This is a genomic window from Serratia sp. GW822-FHT06D09 (genome assembly GCF_058799515.1).
This window is the reverse complement of sequence record NZ_JBXALO010000002.1, coordinates 629907-644159: the sequence shown is the minus strand read 5'-3', so window position 1 is coordinate 644159 and position 14253 is coordinate 629907. Positions and strand designations below refer to the sequence as shown.

At 53.5% G+C, this 14253-nt stretch carries 13 protein-coding genes and 1 tRNA gene; 5 read left to right on the top strand and 9 right to left on the bottom strand.

Features of this window, described 5'->3' with window-relative positions:
* Nucleotides 1-129: 129 nt before the first annotated feature.
* From AC1RKG_RS06765 to AC1RKG_RS06750, 4 genes are all read right to left on the bottom strand, one after another.
* Nucleotides 130-261 carry a hypothetical protein gene (locus AC1RKG_RS06765; protein WP_012006291.1) on the bottom strand — a complete coding sequence of 44 codons (132 nt, stop codon included), beginning with the start codon at nucleotides 259-261 and terminating at the stop codon, nucleotides 130-132.
* Nucleotides 262-329: 68 nt separating this feature from the next.
* Entirely contained in the window at nucleotides 330-833 is a 504-nt protein-coding gene (locus AC1RKG_RS06760) for a YlaC family protein (protein WP_020826298.1), read from the bottom strand.
* Nucleotides 834-962: 129 nt separating this feature from the next.
* Nucleotides 963-1262, bottom strand: coding sequence for a hypothetical protein (locus AC1RKG_RS06755; protein WP_020826297.1), 300 nt, complete (start codon nucleotides 1260-1262; stop codon nucleotides 963-965).
* A 181-nt stretch (nucleotides 1263-1443) separates the two neighbouring features.
* Nucleotides 1444-1538 (bottom strand) — tRNA-OTHER (locus tag AC1RKG_RS06750).
* A 253-nt stretch (nucleotides 1539-1791) separates the two neighbouring features.
* Between AC1RKG_RS06750 and etsA the strand changes: the two genes are divergently transcribed.
* The 5 genes from etsA (at nucleotide 1792) to AC1RKG_RS06725 (ending at nucleotide 8585) form a co-directional block, all read left to right on the top strand.
* On the top strand, nucleotides 1792-2976 hold the full coding sequence (etsA, locus tag AC1RKG_RS06745) for a macrolide efflux RND transporter periplasmic adaptor subunit EtsA (RefSeq protein ID WP_493182440.1): 1185 nt from the start codon (nucleotides 1792-1794) through the stop codon (nucleotides 2974-2976).
* On the top strand, nucleotides 2973-4913 hold the full coding sequence (locus AC1RKG_RS06740; protein WP_493182438.1) for a MacB family efflux pump subunit: 1941 nt from the start codon (nucleotides 2973-2975) through the stop codon (nucleotides 4911-4913). Before etsA ends, AC1RKG_RS06740 begins: the two co-directional genes overlap by 4 nt.
* 3 nt (nucleotides 4914-4916) lie before the next feature.
* Nucleotides 4917-6281, top strand: coding sequence for a macrolide efflux RND transporter outer membrane subunit EtsC (gene etsC / locus AC1RKG_RS06735; RefSeq protein WP_493182437.1), 1365 nt, complete (start codon nucleotides 4917-4919; stop codon nucleotides 6279-6281).
* 406 nt (nucleotides 6282-6687) lie between these two features.
* Nucleotides 6688-8190, top strand: coding sequence for a glycine betaine/L-proline transporter ProP (gene proP, locus AC1RKG_RS06730; protein ID WP_020826248.1), 1503 nt, complete (start codon nucleotides 6688-6690; stop codon nucleotides 8188-8190).
* A 260-nt stretch (nucleotides 8191-8450) separates the two neighbouring features.
* The gene (locus tag AC1RKG_RS06725; RefSeq protein ID WP_020826247.1) at nucleotides 8451-8585 is read left to right on the top strand and encodes a hypothetical protein; all 135 of its coding nucleotides are present in this window, start codon (nucleotides 8451-8453) and stop codon (nucleotides 8583-8585) included.
* A gap of 67 nt (nucleotides 8586-8652) precedes the next feature.
* Here AC1RKG_RS06725 and eptB read toward each other — a convergent pair whose 3' ends face one another.
* The 5 genes from eptB to AC1RKG_RS06700 all read right to left on the bottom strand — a co-directional run bounded on the left by eptB (nucleotide 8653) and on the right by AC1RKG_RS06700 (nucleotide 13989).
* On the bottom strand, nucleotides 8653-10305 hold the full coding sequence (eptB, locus tag AC1RKG_RS06720) for a kdo(2)-lipid A phosphoethanolamine 7''-transferase (protein ID WP_493182435.1): 1653 nt from the start codon (nucleotides 10303-10305) through the stop codon (nucleotides 8653-8655).
* Between the two features lie 232 nt (nucleotides 10306-10537).
* A complete protein-coding gene (gene celB, locus AC1RKG_RS06715; protein WP_493182433.1) occupies nucleotides 10538-11899 on the bottom strand; it encodes a PTS cellobiose transporter subunit IIC in 1362 nt (453 codons plus the stop codon).
* A 54-nt stretch (nucleotides 11900-11953) separates the two neighbouring features.
* On the bottom strand, nucleotides 11954-13255 hold the full coding sequence (locus AC1RKG_RS06710) for a 6-phospho-beta-glucosidase (RefSeq protein WP_130015522.1): 1302 nt from the start codon (nucleotides 13253-13255) through the stop codon (nucleotides 11954-11956).
* On the bottom strand, nucleotides 13248-13574 hold the full coding sequence (locus AC1RKG_RS06705; protein WP_493182432.1) for a PTS lactose/cellobiose transporter subunit IIA: 327 nt from the start codon (nucleotides 13572-13574) through the stop codon (nucleotides 13248-13250). The genes AC1RKG_RS06710 and AC1RKG_RS06705 overlap by 8 nt, the downstream gene beginning before the upstream one ends.
* 109 nt (nucleotides 13575-13683) lie before the next feature.
* Nucleotides 13684-13989 carry a PTS sugar transporter subunit IIB gene (locus AC1RKG_RS06700; protein ID WP_122078544.1) on the bottom strand — a complete coding sequence of 102 codons (306 nt, stop codon included), beginning with the start codon at nucleotides 13987-13989 and terminating at the stop codon, nucleotides 13684-13686.
* Nucleotides 13990-14253: the final 264 nt, after the last annotated feature.

Below are 14253 nucleotides of genomic sequence, written 5' to 3'. Positions count from 1 at the left end.
AGAGTTATAAAAATAATCCCTCATACGACTTAAGTGTTGGCCCGCCTGAAACGGGCTTTTTTTTTGCCCGCAACCCCAAATTTGGAGCATAAAAAAACCGCCGAAGCGGTTCTTTAAAGGCGATGGCGATCAGATTTTACAGCCTTCGCAGTCCGCCTCGTCCTCAAGGATCTCGGGGAGTTCTTTCACTTTCTGCGCCGCTTTTTCTTCTGCTTGCGCCAATTCGGCATCGATATCAAAATCGAAAATATCATCACTCATCGTAAATTCCTCAGGCTTATCTGACTTCAATGCGTGAGTATAATCGACAACCGCGCGAGCGGAAACCCTCAGTTAAGCACGGCCACCTGCGGCTGCTCATCCTGCGGCTTCTTTGAGTACGCCAGATCGTAGACGTCGTAGAAATCGATCTCGCCTTTATTGGCGATGATTTCCTGCATGCGATTTTTCGTCGCGGCACCGATTGTCGGTTCATCCAGCAATGCCTTCACCGACTGCGGCGACAGCGCCCGGGTGAAATACCACTCGCCGTTATAACAAACGCGCAGATCCAGCACGCCAATATCTTCAAAGCGATAGACCGGTTTGATTTCAATCAACAGCATGGCGAACATGAACAGAACGAAGGCGGTGAAAGCCAAAAACGCGATGAAGCCCATGTAAGGAACCTGATACATCACGGCGATCACGGCAAAATAACCGGCAAACATGGCGAGACACAGATAGCGGTGATCGCGCGCAAATTCGCTATTGAAGCGCAACTTGCCGTCACGTCCTTCCTGTCGATTGATCCGTTCGATTTCTTTTACCAAGATGCTTTTAATCGCGTCCATAGCTACAACCTTATGCCTTGGGGGGACATTATTGCTATCAATAATCATTCCTCAAACTAACACAGGTACAGTTTGCCCAGGTAGATCAGTTATGCAATTTAATATCGGTAACTGTTATACCCTCTGCGGCTAGCGCTGCAGCGAGTTTTTGCCTTGCGCAAACATAAACATCCGCTGGGCGATATCGTCGGCCTGTTTGATTTTTTGCTTTTGCGGTTCGTTACAGCGCTGAATAGCGCGCGCATAAGCCAGTTCATGCGCCTGATCGATCATCGCAATAATCTTGTCGCGCTCCTGTTGAGCCAGGTTGCCCAGCATGGTGGTGATAATTGCCTGATAGGCGTTGGAGGCGGCGGTAAGCGACTTCTCTCTGGCTTCGAGCGCCGCAACACGTTGCAATAACTCCTGCAGTTGATCGGACTCAGACATGGCGATCTCCTGTTGCCGGGCAGCGAACCTGCCTGATTAGAGTCTAGCAAAGATCGATTACAACAGAGGAAGATTAAGAAAAGAACCGGTTAGGGTAAAGCACACCCGAAAATCCCAACAAGGAGCCGATAGTGCAAATCAACCCGGGTGCGCTTTATGATAACGGGTCCGTAAAGGAAGCTGGCGCGCTATGCAGGACTCGAACCCGCGTCTATCAATTTTGTAGCCAAAAAAGCATCATAAAACCAACCACTCTGCCAACTGAGTTAATAGCGCATTCCTTTGCTTCGGGGCGTTATTATCCATATTAATGCTATGGATTCAACACAAGTAACTATGAACAACTGAATTTTAAGAGAAATCTTGTTTTTTTCGCCTATTCCTCCCTCAGCCGCCAATTACTTTCATTCCGCGATAGTTAATCAGTGGCACTTTTCCCTCGCCGTCTGCGGCATGTTTATTGTTAGTTAAAGCGCTGGATGCCACTATAGCGGCTTCTGGGATCAACGTTGCTGTTACGGATAACATTATGAAAGTCAATCCGCGCCGTTTGGCGTTTACTCTGGTCGGCGTCCTGCTGGTCATTACTGCCGTCGTTACACTGCTCTCACTGCGAAGCCCCTCACCGGCCCCCTATGTCACGGCGCCGGTTCGGCTTGGCGATATCGAAAACGCGGTATTGGCCACCGGTAAGCTGGATGCTTTCGAACGGGTCAACGTCGGCGCTCAAGTTTCAGGCCAGGTGAAGTCCCTGAAGGTCAAACTTGGCGACCGGGTGACCAAAGGCCAGCCGATTGCCGACATCGACGACCTGCCACAACGTAACGATTTGCGTAATGCCGAAGCGGCGCTGAACGTGGCAAACGCGGATTTACAGGCCAAACAGGCGCTGTTGAAGCAGGCGGAATCCCGTTTTAAACGCCAGAAACGCATGTTGAAAGACGAAGCCGGCTCGCGCGAGGATTTTGAAGCGGCCGAGGCCACGCTTGCCGCTACCCGCGCCGAACTGATTGCGCTGAATGCACGTATTGTGCAGGCGCAAATTGAGGTGGACAAGAAGAAGGTCGATCTGAGCTACACCCGCATCCTGGCACCGATGGACGGCATTGTCATTGCCGTCATTACCCAGCAAGGCCAAACGGTAAACGCCAATCAGAGCGCCCCTACCATCGTCAAACTGGCGCAGTTGGATGTGATGACCATCAAGGCGCAGATTTCCGAAGCCGACATTACCCGCGTTACCCAAGGGCAAAAAGCCTACTTCACCATTTTCTCCGAACCGGACAAAAAGTACGATGCCACGCTGCGCACCGTCGAATTGGCGCCTGAGTCCATCATGAAAGACGATTCGCTCAGCGGCGGCGGTTCCGCCTCAGGCTCCGGCAGCGCCAACGCTTCGGTGTATTACAACGCGCTGCTCGACGTGCCCAATCCGCAAAACCGGCTGCGCATTGCCATGACGGCTCAGGTTTCATTGCTGCTGGGTGAGGCAAAAAACACGCTGTTGGTTCCGATTCAGGCAGTGCATAAAAACGCGGACAAAAAACAGCAGGTACAAGTGCTGACCGGGGATAACCGGGTGGAAATACGTGAGGTGACAACCGGTATTACCAATAACGTCGATATACAAATCCTCTCTGGATTAAAGGCGGGTGAACACGTAGTGCTGGTGCAAGAAAGCGCCAAGCCGGGCGAAGAAGGCCTGTTACTGTGAACACCATTATTGAACTGAAAGGGATTGGCCGCACCTATACCAACAGCAGCGAGCCGCTCACCGTACTGAAAAACATCAACCTCAAGATCGCCGCCGGTGAGTTGGTTGCCATTATCGGTGCCTCAGGCTCGGGCAAATCAACGCTGATGAACATCATCGGTTGTCTGGACGTGCCGGATCAGGGGGACTATTTCATCAGCGGCCATAATGCCGCACACCTGTCGCCGGACGAATTGGCCAGGCTTCGTCGGGAACACATTGGTTTTATCTTCCAGCGCTATCACCTGATGCCGGACATCAGCGCATTGGGCAACGTCGAAATCCCGGCGATCTACGCCAACAGCAAGCGCGACCAACGTCGCCTGCGCGCGGCACAATTGTTGGCGCGCCTGGGGTTGGAGGGCCGTGAGCATCACAAGCCCGGTCAACTGTCCGGCGGTCAACAACAACGCGTCAGTATCGCCCGCTCGTTAATCAACGGCGGGGAAATCATCCTGGCGGATGAACCGACCGGCGCTTTGGACTCCAAATCCGGGCAGGAAGTGCTGGAGATCCTCAGCGAACTGAACCAGCGTGGCCACACGGTGGTGATCGTCACCCACGACATGAAAGTCGCCCAGCACGCACAGCGTATTATCGAACTGCAGGATGGCGAGATCGTCGCCGACAGCGGCCGTAAATCGCCGGTGCCTCCCCCGGTGATGAAAAAGAGCGCGCCAGTTGCACAAGGCTATTGGCAAAGCTTGCTCGACCGCACCCGGGAGTCACTGCAGATGGCGCTGAAAGCGATGAACGCCCACCGCTTGCGCACAGCGCTGACTATGACCGGCATCATTTTCGGCATCGCCGCCGTGGTTACGGTGGTCGCCCTGGGCGAAGGCGCAAAACAACGCACGCTGGAGAGCATTAAAGATCTGGGCACTAACGTCGTCAGCATTTATCCCGGGCGTGATTTCTTTGACGACAGCATCGACAGCATCCGCACCCTGATACCGGCGGACGCCGACGCGCTGGCCAGCCAGAGCTTTGTCGACAGCGTCAGCCCTGAAGTCAGCGCCTCAGAGAGCATTCGCTTTCGCAGCAAATCGGCCAACGCGTCGATCAGCGGCGTGGGCCGCGATAACCTGCGCGTTAGCGGCCTCAAGCTGATACAGGGTCGAAACTTCCTTGATGACCGCAATGCGCTGCAGGAAGTGATCATTGACGAAAACGCGCGGCAGGCTTTGTTCGGCGATTTCGGCGTTGAGCCTCTGGGCCAGATCGTGTTCCTCGGTGCGGTACCGGCCCGGGTGGTCGGCATAGTCCAAAGTAACCAGGATTCGGCCCCCAACCGCATCAGAGTATGGATGCCCTACTCCACCGTGATGTATCGCATGGTGGGCAAATCGACGCTGAGCAGCATTAATGTCCGGTTGAAAGAGGACGTCTCCAACGAAGCCGCCGTCGCCGCGATTAAACAGTTGCTGACTCAACGTCATGGCGTGAAGGATTTTATGCTGTTCAATCTCGACAAATACCGAAAATCGATTGAACACACCTCGATGACGCTGACCTTGCTGATCCTGATGGTCGCCTCTATCTCCCTGATTATTGGCAGCCTGGGCGTGATGAATATCATGCTGGTGTCAGTGACCGAACGCACGCACGAAATCGGCGTGCGCATGGCCGTTGGCGCACGTCGCAGCGATATCATGCAGCAGTTTATGATCGAGGCCGTACTGGTTTGCCTGATCGGTGGCGCATTGGGCATTTTACTTTCGTTCGCTGCCGGCTCGCTGTTTACCCTGCTGGCGGGGGGCATGCTCACCGCCATCTATTCCTGGCAGGCCGCCGCCGCGGCCTTCTGCTGCTCCACCCTGATTGGCATGATCTTCGGTTATCTCCCTGCCCGCAAAGCGGCGCGGATGGATCCGGTCATTTCTCTGGCCAGCGAGTAACTTATGAAAACCTTATCCCCTCTCGCGTTATGCCTCGCGGCCTTGCTCAGTACCGGCTGCGGGAATGCGCTGAAAAGCGAGTATCAATCTCCAAAGGTGCAGTATCCGGCCGACTGGCAGCAAAACGCCGAAGCCGACACGTCAGAACCATTCAACTGGCGTGATTTCCGCGATCCCCAGTTGGACCGATGGCTGCAGCAGGTGATGGCGGCCAATAACGATTTGGCCGCCGCCGCACTGCGCGTCTACCGTGCCCAACTGGCGGCGCAGCGGGCTGATATCGGCACCGCGCCAAGTGTGAACGCAACGCTCAGCAGCGGAGCCAATACCGCCCTTTCAGGCTCCTCAGCCTGGAATAAAAACAGCAGCGCCAATCTCGGCGTCAGCTATGAGGTCGATCTATGGGGCAAACTGGCGCGGCAACGTGACGCCGCGGAATGGGCCAGCCAGGCCACGCAACAGGATTTGCAAAGTGCGCGTCTGGCTTTGCTCGCCAGCGCCAGCAAGAATTACTGGCGTATCGGCTTTATCAATCAGCGAATCCGCGTCAGTCAGCAAAGCATCGACTATTCCCAACAAACCCTGGGGCTGGTCAAGGCACGCTACCGCGCGGGCAGCGTCTCTTCATTGGACGTGGTGGATGCCGAACAGAACCTGATTAATCAGCAAAGCAGCCATCTGGCACTGCTGCGTGAGCGTCAACAGGCGCTGAACGAACAGACGGTACTGCTGGGTGCGCCGCCGGGAAACACGGTGGTTGAGCCCGAGAGCCTGCCGACCGGTCCATTGCCGCAAATCAATGCCGGCATCCCGGCCAGCGTGCTGCGCCATCGCCCGGATATCAGTGCCAAAGAGTGGCGACTGCGTGAAACTCTGGCTAACGTGGACATCAAACGCACCCAGTACTACCCGGCCTTCAGCCTGACGGGCTCATTAGGTGCCAGCAGCACCGCATTGCTGGAGTTTTTGCGTAATCCGCTGGCAACGGTAGGTGCCGGACTGTCGCTGCCGTTCCTCGAATGGCGGCAAATGGACGTCGATATCAAAATCGCCCGCAGCGACTATGAACTGCAGGTGCTGGAATTCAAGCAGGCGCTGTATAAAGCCATGGCCGACATTGATGATGCCCTGTCGTTACGTACGCAACTGATGGCACAGGAGAAACACCTGCAAGCGGCATTGGCGCTGGCGCGTAAATCTGAACGATTGAATGAAAGCCGCTACCGGCAAGGCTCGGTGCCGATTAATTTCTGGCTGGATGCGCAAAATCGCCGTCGGTTCGCGGAGCTGGTCGTGGATGAAAACCGGTTCGCTCAATACCAAAACCTGGCGCAACTCTATCTGGAGTTTGGTGGATCTGCGCAGTAAGGCTGAGCCTGGCAATCGCGCCAGGCTTTTTCATCTGGAATGCATTAATTTTGCCCGTTTTTACTGTAGTTCTTTCTATACTTGCTTCATCCCTTCCCAGACAAAAAACCACCATTATGAACAATAATTAATCTATTTATGCGCTAAATCGGTGCAAATTGATAAGATAAACTGCTAAATTTGATCGCCGCAAGATATAACGCTAAGCTATAGATGCAAAATAATTAGTCACCTAAATGACATATTCCCGGTGAAATTGACTTATTACGTGACTCGCATCACACAAAAAAGGCAATGGCGAATCTGGCAACATCGCAATAAGATTAGCCACGCTGATAACTGGGCAGAAGAAGTGAACGAGGATTGCGAATTCACGTACGACTAAAATTGATTAAGGGATGATTATATGAAGTTAAGAAAAAAACGACATAAACCGATGCATATTAATGACATCACCATCATCGATGACAGCAAGCTGAAAAAAGCCATTACCGCGGCCGCATTAGGTAACGCAATGGAATGGTTCGACTTCGGTGTATATGGCTTTGTGGCCTACGCCCTTGGGCAAGTCTTTTTCCCTGGCGCCACCCCTGGCGTACAGATGATTGCCGCACTGGCGACCTTTTCCGTTCCCTTCCTGGTACGTCCATTAGGCGGTATCTTCTTTGGCGCGATGGGCGATAAATTCGGTCGCCAGAAAGTACTCTCCATCACCATTATTATCATGGCGGTCAGTACCTTCTGTATCGGCCTGATCCCTTCCTATGCCTCTATCGGCATCTGGGCACCGGTTCTGCTGTTGCTGGCCAAATTGGCACAGGGCTTCTCGGTAGGTGGCGAATACTCCGGCGCGGCTATCTTCGTAGCCGAATACTCACCGGACAGAAAACGCGGCTTTATGGGCAGCTGGCTTGATTTTGGCTCCATTGCCGGTTTCGTCCTGGGTGCTGGCGTGGTGGTACTGATCTCCAGCATTGTCGGTGAAACCAACTTCCTCGACTGGGGCTGGCGTATTCCGTTCTTTATCGCAGCGCCTTTGGGTCTGATCGGTTTGTACCTGCGCCATGCGCTGGAAGAAACACCGGCCTTCCAGCAGCACGTGGAAAAGATGGAGAAAGACGACCGCAACGCCATCGAAAACCCGCCGAAGACCTCTTTCAAAGAGATCGCGGCCAAGCACTGGAGAAGCCTGCTGGTCTGCGTCGGTATCGTGATTTCAACCAACGTGACCTATTACATGTTGCTGACTTACATGCCGAGCTACCTGTCGCATAACCTGCACTACTCGGAAGATCACGGCGTACTGATCATTATCGCCATCATGATCGGTATGTTGTTCGTGCAGCCGGTCATAGGCCTGGCCAGTGACCGCATCGGCCGTAAGCCGTTTATTATCGGCGGCAGCGTCGGTCTGTTGGCTCTGTCTATCCCCTGCTTTATTCTGATCAACAGTAACGTGATTGGTCTGATCTTCGTCGGTCTGTTGGTGCTGGCGGTGCTGCTGAACTCCTTCACCGGTGTGATGGCCTCCACCCTGCCTGCGATGTTCCCGACGCATATTCGTTACAGCGCGTTGGCGATTTCATTCAACATCTCGGTACTGGTTGCCGGTGCGACGCCGACGGTTGCCGCCTGGCTGGTCGAAGCGACCGGGAACCTGTATATGCCGGCTTATTATCTGATGGTCGTCGCCGTCATCGGTCTGATCACCGGCCTGTACATGAAAGAAACCGCCAATAAACCGCTGCGCGGTGCCACTCCGGCGGCTTCGGATCGTTCAGAAGCCAAAGAGCTGCTGCAAGAAAACTACGACAACATCGAACAGAAAGTCGAAGACATCAACGAGCAGATTGCCGAGCTGGAAAAGAAAAAACAGACGTTGATCGACCAGCATCCAAAACTGGACTAAACAGCGTTCTAACGACAAGCCACCTTTGGGTGGCTTTTTTATTGCCGTAATCCGGTCAACGTCCGAGCGTAAATTTGCACAACCTTCCTTCTGCGCCCCATGCGCGACCGCCGTTTTTCACCGGCAGTAATCATCGGGGTATAAGCGGCCACAGTGTGATTTCGGCAAACCGGATTTTGACACTATTAGCCTGATATTTTATCCCGGCGAGGTTTGATGCTAGGCTTGAAATCAAGTTAACCCATTGAAGAAGATAGCCAATGAGTAGAATGGATATGCCGATCGTTATTGCCGTAGCCATCATGATTGCGATATGGATAGGCGCGTTATTTAACATTGGCGATATCACGCACGCCCTGGCGCGGATCTTCCACTGGATTGAGAGTCTTCGTTAAGGGGGCTTTCCGCCAGCTTAATGCATAAAAAAACCGCCTTTCGGCGGTTAGTCATACGGCTGGCAACTCAGTTGACCTGGCACCAGTTACGCTGCTTCACAATCCCGCCGTCCGGCGAGGTATAGCCGATACAACCCAGCACGCTGTCGAACAGCTTTTCATGAAACACCGGCGTTTTTGCCTTTTGCAGCGCCTTTAACTGATTAAAGGCCGCCTGGTGATCGGGCTGACTGAGAAACTTGTCGGATGCCCAGACCATAATTGGCACGGTACGCTGTTCTTTCGGCGCGTGATCGCGCGGCGTGCCGTGAAAATGCATATTTTCCGAGATCGACTCACCGTGATCAGAGGCGTAAAACACGATAGCGTTACGGTTGCGCAACTGATTGAACACCTGCTCAAGAACATAGTCGGTGTACAACAGGCTGTTGTCGTAAGAGTTGATCATCGATTCCGTTGAACACGTATCGTCAATACCCTGGCATTCCGGCTGATAGCGAGCAAAAGCCCGCGGATAGCGTTCGGTGTACATATAGTGTGAGCCTTTGGTATGCAAAATCACCAAGTGTTTTCCCTGAGGATGGCGGTCCAGCGAATCCTGCAGTTCATCGATCAACGCAATATCATCAACGGGTTTACCGGCATTGCGTTTTTCCGCCTGAATGCTTTCTCGAAGAGCATAACTGTCCGCCTGGGTCTTATTATAAAACCAGGCTTCGCTTTGCATTGAGAATAGCTCGGAGGAAAACCCCTGCTTCTTCAGCACCGAGAAGACGTTCATTTCCTTCAGTGTGCGCTGCGGCTCTTCCGATGCCCCGCCTTCTCTGACGAACATGCAACGCAGAGAGAGCTTGGTTGACGTGTCGCAAGAATAGCCTTGCAGCACCGCCAGGTTGGCTTCCTTATCCAGATTCGGCGTATTGTCGCGCTGGTAACCGTAAACCCCCATATGATCGCGTCTGGCACTTTCACCAATCACGAATACCACATAAAGATCATTCACGTCTTTTGGCGGCTGGTAGGTGAAATGCGCCGCCGGATCAAACAGATTCCGGCTGTCCTCCGCCTGGCTGTAGGAACTGTAAGTCAGCAGCCCCAGGGCCGAAAGCCAGTTAGACGGTGAATAGCTGCTGGCCACTACCCCGCCATAACTCGCCATCATCTGATTATTTTCACGGTCGTGTTGATCCTGCACCTGGCCCATCAACTGAAGCGGTAGCCAGCAGAACAGGCCAGCGGCCAGCATAATCCCGCCTTTTTTGACCAATGCCAGCTGATTGCCGCGTTTGAATGCGGCTTCGTGCATCGGGGCCAGCCAAATCAACAGCAGCGGCAACAGGCTCACCAGCACCATCCATACGCCAAAATGCCAGCCTACCGACTCTTTGGATAAATCAACGTCGGTGGTCATCACCGCCGCCAGAATGCCGTAGCCGATATCGACGTGGAACAACACCATGTAATAGCTGGCAGCAACCGAGCTCAGGACCAGCAGCGTGGCCAAAACACGAAACAACCGGCGCCCCAAAAAGGAGATAAGCAGCGTGATAAAGCATACGAGGCAAAAGGCCGCGACAATTTCAATGCCAATCGACAACAGGTTATCGTTATGAAGCTGTTGATAACGACGATAAAAAATAGGGATATTGAGTAATATACCGAGATAGAAAGCGATAAAAAAAGAGACCTGCAACTGGGTCCAACGTCGGAACTTCTGCATTATTGATACCATTCCTGCCAATGTGAGTTCATAGCCATCTGCCAGATACAGGTTGTTGTGAGAGTTTCTCTCCCCCTGCTACTGGGTGGTTATCTGACAGGTAATTTAGGCGGGCGTTGCCAGCGCGGAGAAAAATAACGTTGTTATGATGTAACAATTCGTGTGCAAAACGGCTTTTATCCTTCCTGCGGTAGCGGTTAGGTGCGCTGCCGCAGGAAGATGGTTTATCCCGCTATGGCGTCAGGGATTGTTCACCAACCGCAGCGCTGGGTGCCGATGCCGCGGCCTGATTTTCTTCGCGGTACTTCTGCTTATCCCAGGCACGGAAGAACGGGTAGTAAATTGCCATTGAAATCAGCAGATTGACCACCTGGATCACCGTTCCCGAAATATGGCCTCCGGTTGCCAGATAGCCGCTAATGAAAATCGGCGTGGTAAACGGTAAGGCTATACCAACCGGCGGCGTCACCAAACCGGTTGCCATCGCACTGTAGGTCACGATCACCAGCACCACTGGTGTCAGGATAAACGGCAGGAAGAAGTACGGGTTCATCACCAACGGGATGCCAAACACCATGGGCTCACTGATATTAAACAGGCAACCCGGCGCGGCGATTTTCCCCAACTGCTTCATCTGCGCGCTACGGCTGCGCACCAGCATGAAGATCACCAACCCCAACAGGGCACCGGTTCCGCCGGGCGCTATCCATAAATCGTAAAATTGCTGGGTAATAATGTGTGGAATAGGCTGGTTGTTCTGAAACGCCACCAGGTTTTCCGACATATTCGCCAACCACACCGGCTGAATGAACACCAATACGATGGCATCACCGTGCAGCCCCAACGTCCACAACAGGCCAATCAGGATCACTGAGAAAATCATTCCCGGCAGCGTTCCGCCTACGTGATGCATCGGGATACCGATCAGCGTAGCGATCATGGTGTTGATATCGCCAAACGGCGTGGCTTCGACGATAAGGCGCAGCACGAGGATCACCGCCAACACGCAGAACCCCGGAATCAACGCCAGGAAGGATTTCGCCACCGCTGGCGGCACCCCTTCAGGCATATTGATCACCAGATTGCGGTTATGCACGAACCGGTAGATTTCCGTCGACAACAGCGCCACCACAATTGCCACGAACAATCCCTGGCTGCCGATAAAGTTCATCGGCAGCACGCCTTTGACAATCTGCTCCGCGGCACCTTTCACCGGGGCAAAAAGGGTGTGTTGAGGAATGGTCATGATGAACGCCACTAACGAAACCGCACCGGTACTGAGCGGGTCCATACCACGGTATTTTTCCGCCAGCCGGTAGGCAATGCCAAAGCTGGAGATAATCGCCATGATGTCGTAGGTCGCTTTGACCGGATACAACAGCTTGTCGCGCCAGGCCGCACCGAATACCTCCCCCATCAGGTTGGCATAGCTCGGGATCGGCAAGTAGGCGAAGATCAGGAAAAATGACCCGATCAACATAAACGGCATATTGAGAATTATGCCGTCGCGTACCGATAAAATGTGTTTTTGCCCGGCGATTTTTAACGCCGCCGGCAATACGTAACGTTCCAGAATGCTATTTAAACCCGCCATCATTCCCCCTGCCCGGCCAAGCCGGCATCGTGATTATTATTATGGAATATCGACTTAGTTGAACTGCGGCAAATAGGCTTGGTTCAGGTTCAGCACCTCATCCAGCAAAGGTTCTGCGATACCGACGCCGCCAATCAGCGGATTCACCACCAGCGCCAACAGCGCACTGTGACGATCGCCATGCACCGCGGCCTCAATGGTCAAACGCTCGAAATCTTTCACCTGCTGAGTCAGCCCGTTCATGGCCAGCGGCAGCGGCCCGAAGCTCAGCGGGTGAGCGCCCTGTGCGTCGATCACGCAGTTGGTTTCAATCACTGCGTCATCCGGCAGGCCCTGAATCGCACCATTATTGCGGGTGTTCACCACCAGCACCTTGCCGCTGTTATTGTGAATGGCACGGATCAGCTCGACCGCCACTTCTGAATAGAAAGCACCGCCACGGAAGCTCAACTGCTCGGGTTTTTTATCCAGCGTTGGGTCGGCGTACAGTGCAAATAGCTCTGCCTCTACCTTCATCACCTGTTCAGCACGGGTTCCCTGGGCCGCAGCGGCTTCAAGCTCTTCTTCCAGCATGCCGGCGGTTTGGTAGAAATAGCGATGATATGGGCAAGGGATCGCACCCAGCGCCTGCAAAAACGCCGGCGGCCAAGGCAGATCCTTGATGTTGTTCATCGACAGCGTTTCGCCATTGCTCAGCATCTCCAACACCTGGGCGGTCACATCCCTGCCGCTTTGCGTTACCTGATGTACCCACACCATATGGTTCAGTCCAGCAAAACGGAGATCGACCTGATCATGAGGTGCCTTCAGCATGTCGGCGATCATGTGGTGCATGGTGATCGGTACGTTGCACAAGCCGATAATCTTCGCCTTGCTGTAACGGGAGACCGCTTCGGTGACAATACCGGCCGGATTGGTAAAATTGATGATCCAGGCGTCCGGCGCTACCGCTTCTACGGTACGCGCCACTTCCAGCATGACAGGAATGGTGCGCAATGCCTTGGCGAAGCCGCCGACACCGGTGGTCTCTTGCCCCAGACGCTGGTATTTCAAACCCAGGCGTTCATCGGCAGCACGGGCTGCCAGTTGCCCGACCCGCAGTTGAGTCAGTACAAAGCTGGCACCGCGAATGGCCGGTTCCAGCTCGAAATGTACCGACACCACCACCTGCTCCAGCCCGTTTCTCTTGAGCATTCTTTTGGTCAGTTCGGCAATGATGCCCACTTTCTCGCGGCCGGACTCTACATCTACCAACGCCAGTTCGGTTAACGGGACGTCCTGATAGTGGGCGATCAGCCCCTCGACCAACTCCGGCGTGTAGCTGCTGCCCCCGCCAATTACGGTTATCTTAGTCATTGCTTTGCCCCTGCGGTAAACGGCGATAAAGCTCGATCATGTCGGTGGCCAGATCTTGAATCAGCATGGCATTCATCAAATGATCCTGCGCATGCACCAGAATCAGACTGACCGGTATTTTCCCAACCCCCTCATCCATGCCAATCAGCTCCGTCTGCATGCCGTGCGCCCTCCCGATGCCGGCCTTCGCCTCTTCCAACTTAATCTCTGCGGCTGCGAACTGACCGCAACGTGCCAGCTGCAGCGCCGAAAGCAGCGAACTGCGAGCGCTGCCGGCATGAACCAGCAACTCCATAACGCTAGTTTCCAAATCCACCATCACCTCCCCGGCCTTATTTCAGGCGCAGCGATCCCGCCGAGAGTCATGAAATAACCCGCGGTCGATGAATAAATAAAGGATAAAAGGGGCCAAGTCCCTCAGAGTGTTATCAGGCTAACAAGCCCAGCGCCTTATCCAGCACCTTGTCTCCACGCATAGTGCCGTAATCCATCATGTCGATCACCGCGACAGTTTTACCCAAGGGCGCAGCAAGTTCGCAAAGACGTGCGTGTTCATATTTCACCTGCGGCCCCAGCAGTACAATGTCCGCACGCTCGACGATGCGCTCGAAATCCGCCACCGGCACGGCTTCAATCACGATATCCAGCGCCCGTTTTTGCGCCTCAGCTTTCATTTTTTGTACCAGCATGCTGGTCGACATGCCTGCTGCGCAGCATAAGACGATGGTTTGCATTTTCAGTATCCCGGTTGTTAGCCACTTGGCGATGCAAATATAAAACAGTTCCGTAACACGCTTGTAAATACCTTGATTCCATACGATTTGATTATGACTTTTGGCTAATCCTTTAAAAACAATGTATTAGAGATTTTTCGTCGTGAAAATTTTTTTCAACACTGTGATCGGCGATCTGATTTTTCATAACCACAAAATTTAAAACCTGTCTTTAACGTTTAAAAACAAAGTGATAAATCACTGACCGATAAACAATGCGAAGAG

Excerpts from the sequence above, each read along its gene's own strand:
- AC1RKG_RS06765 (WP_012006291.1), bottom strand. The coding sequence starts at position 261 with ATGAGTGATGATATTTTCGATTTTGATATCGATGCCGAATTGGCGCAA.
- AC1RKG_RS06760 (WP_020826298.1), bottom strand. The coding sequence starts at position 833 with ATGGACGCGATTAAAAGCATCTTGGTAAAAGAAATCGAACGGATCAAT.
- AC1RKG_RS06755 (WP_020826297.1), bottom strand. The coding sequence starts at position 1,262 with ATGTCTGAGTCCGATCAACTGCAGGAGTTATTGCAACGTGTTGCGGCG.
- etsA (WP_493182440.1), top strand. The coding sequence starts at position 1,792 with ATGAAAGTCAATCCGCGCCGTTTGGCGTTTACTCTGGTCGGCGTCCTG.
- etsC (WP_493182437.1), top strand. The coding sequence starts at position 4,917 with ATGAAAACCTTATCCCCTCTCGCGTTATGCCTCGCGGCCTTGCTCAGT.
- proP (WP_020826248.1), top strand. The coding sequence starts at position 6,688 with ATGAAGTTAAGAAAAAAACGACATAAACCGATGCATATTAATGACATC.
- AC1RKG_RS06725 (WP_020826247.1), top strand. The coding sequence starts at position 8,451 with ATGAGTAGAATGGATATGCCGATCGTTATTGCCGTAGCCATCATGATT.
- eptB (WP_493182435.1), bottom strand. The coding sequence starts at position 10,305 with ATGCAGAAGTTCCGACGTTGGACCCAGTTGCAGGTCTCTTTTTTTATC.
- celB (WP_493182433.1), bottom strand. The coding sequence starts at position 11,899 with ATGGCGGGTTTAAATAGCATTCTGGAACGTTACGTATTGCCGGCGGCG.
- AC1RKG_RS06710 (WP_130015522.1), bottom strand. The coding sequence starts at position 13,255 with ATGACTAAGATAACCGTAATTGGCGGGGGCAGCAGCTACACGCCGGAG.
- AC1RKG_RS06705 (WP_493182432.1), bottom strand. The coding sequence starts at position 13,574 with ATGGTGGATTTGGAAACTAGCGTTATGGAGTTGCTGGTTCATGCCGGC.
- AC1RKG_RS06700 (WP_122078544.1), bottom strand. The coding sequence starts at position 13,989 with ATGCAAACCATCGTCTTATGCTGCGCAGCAGGCATGTCGACCAGCATG.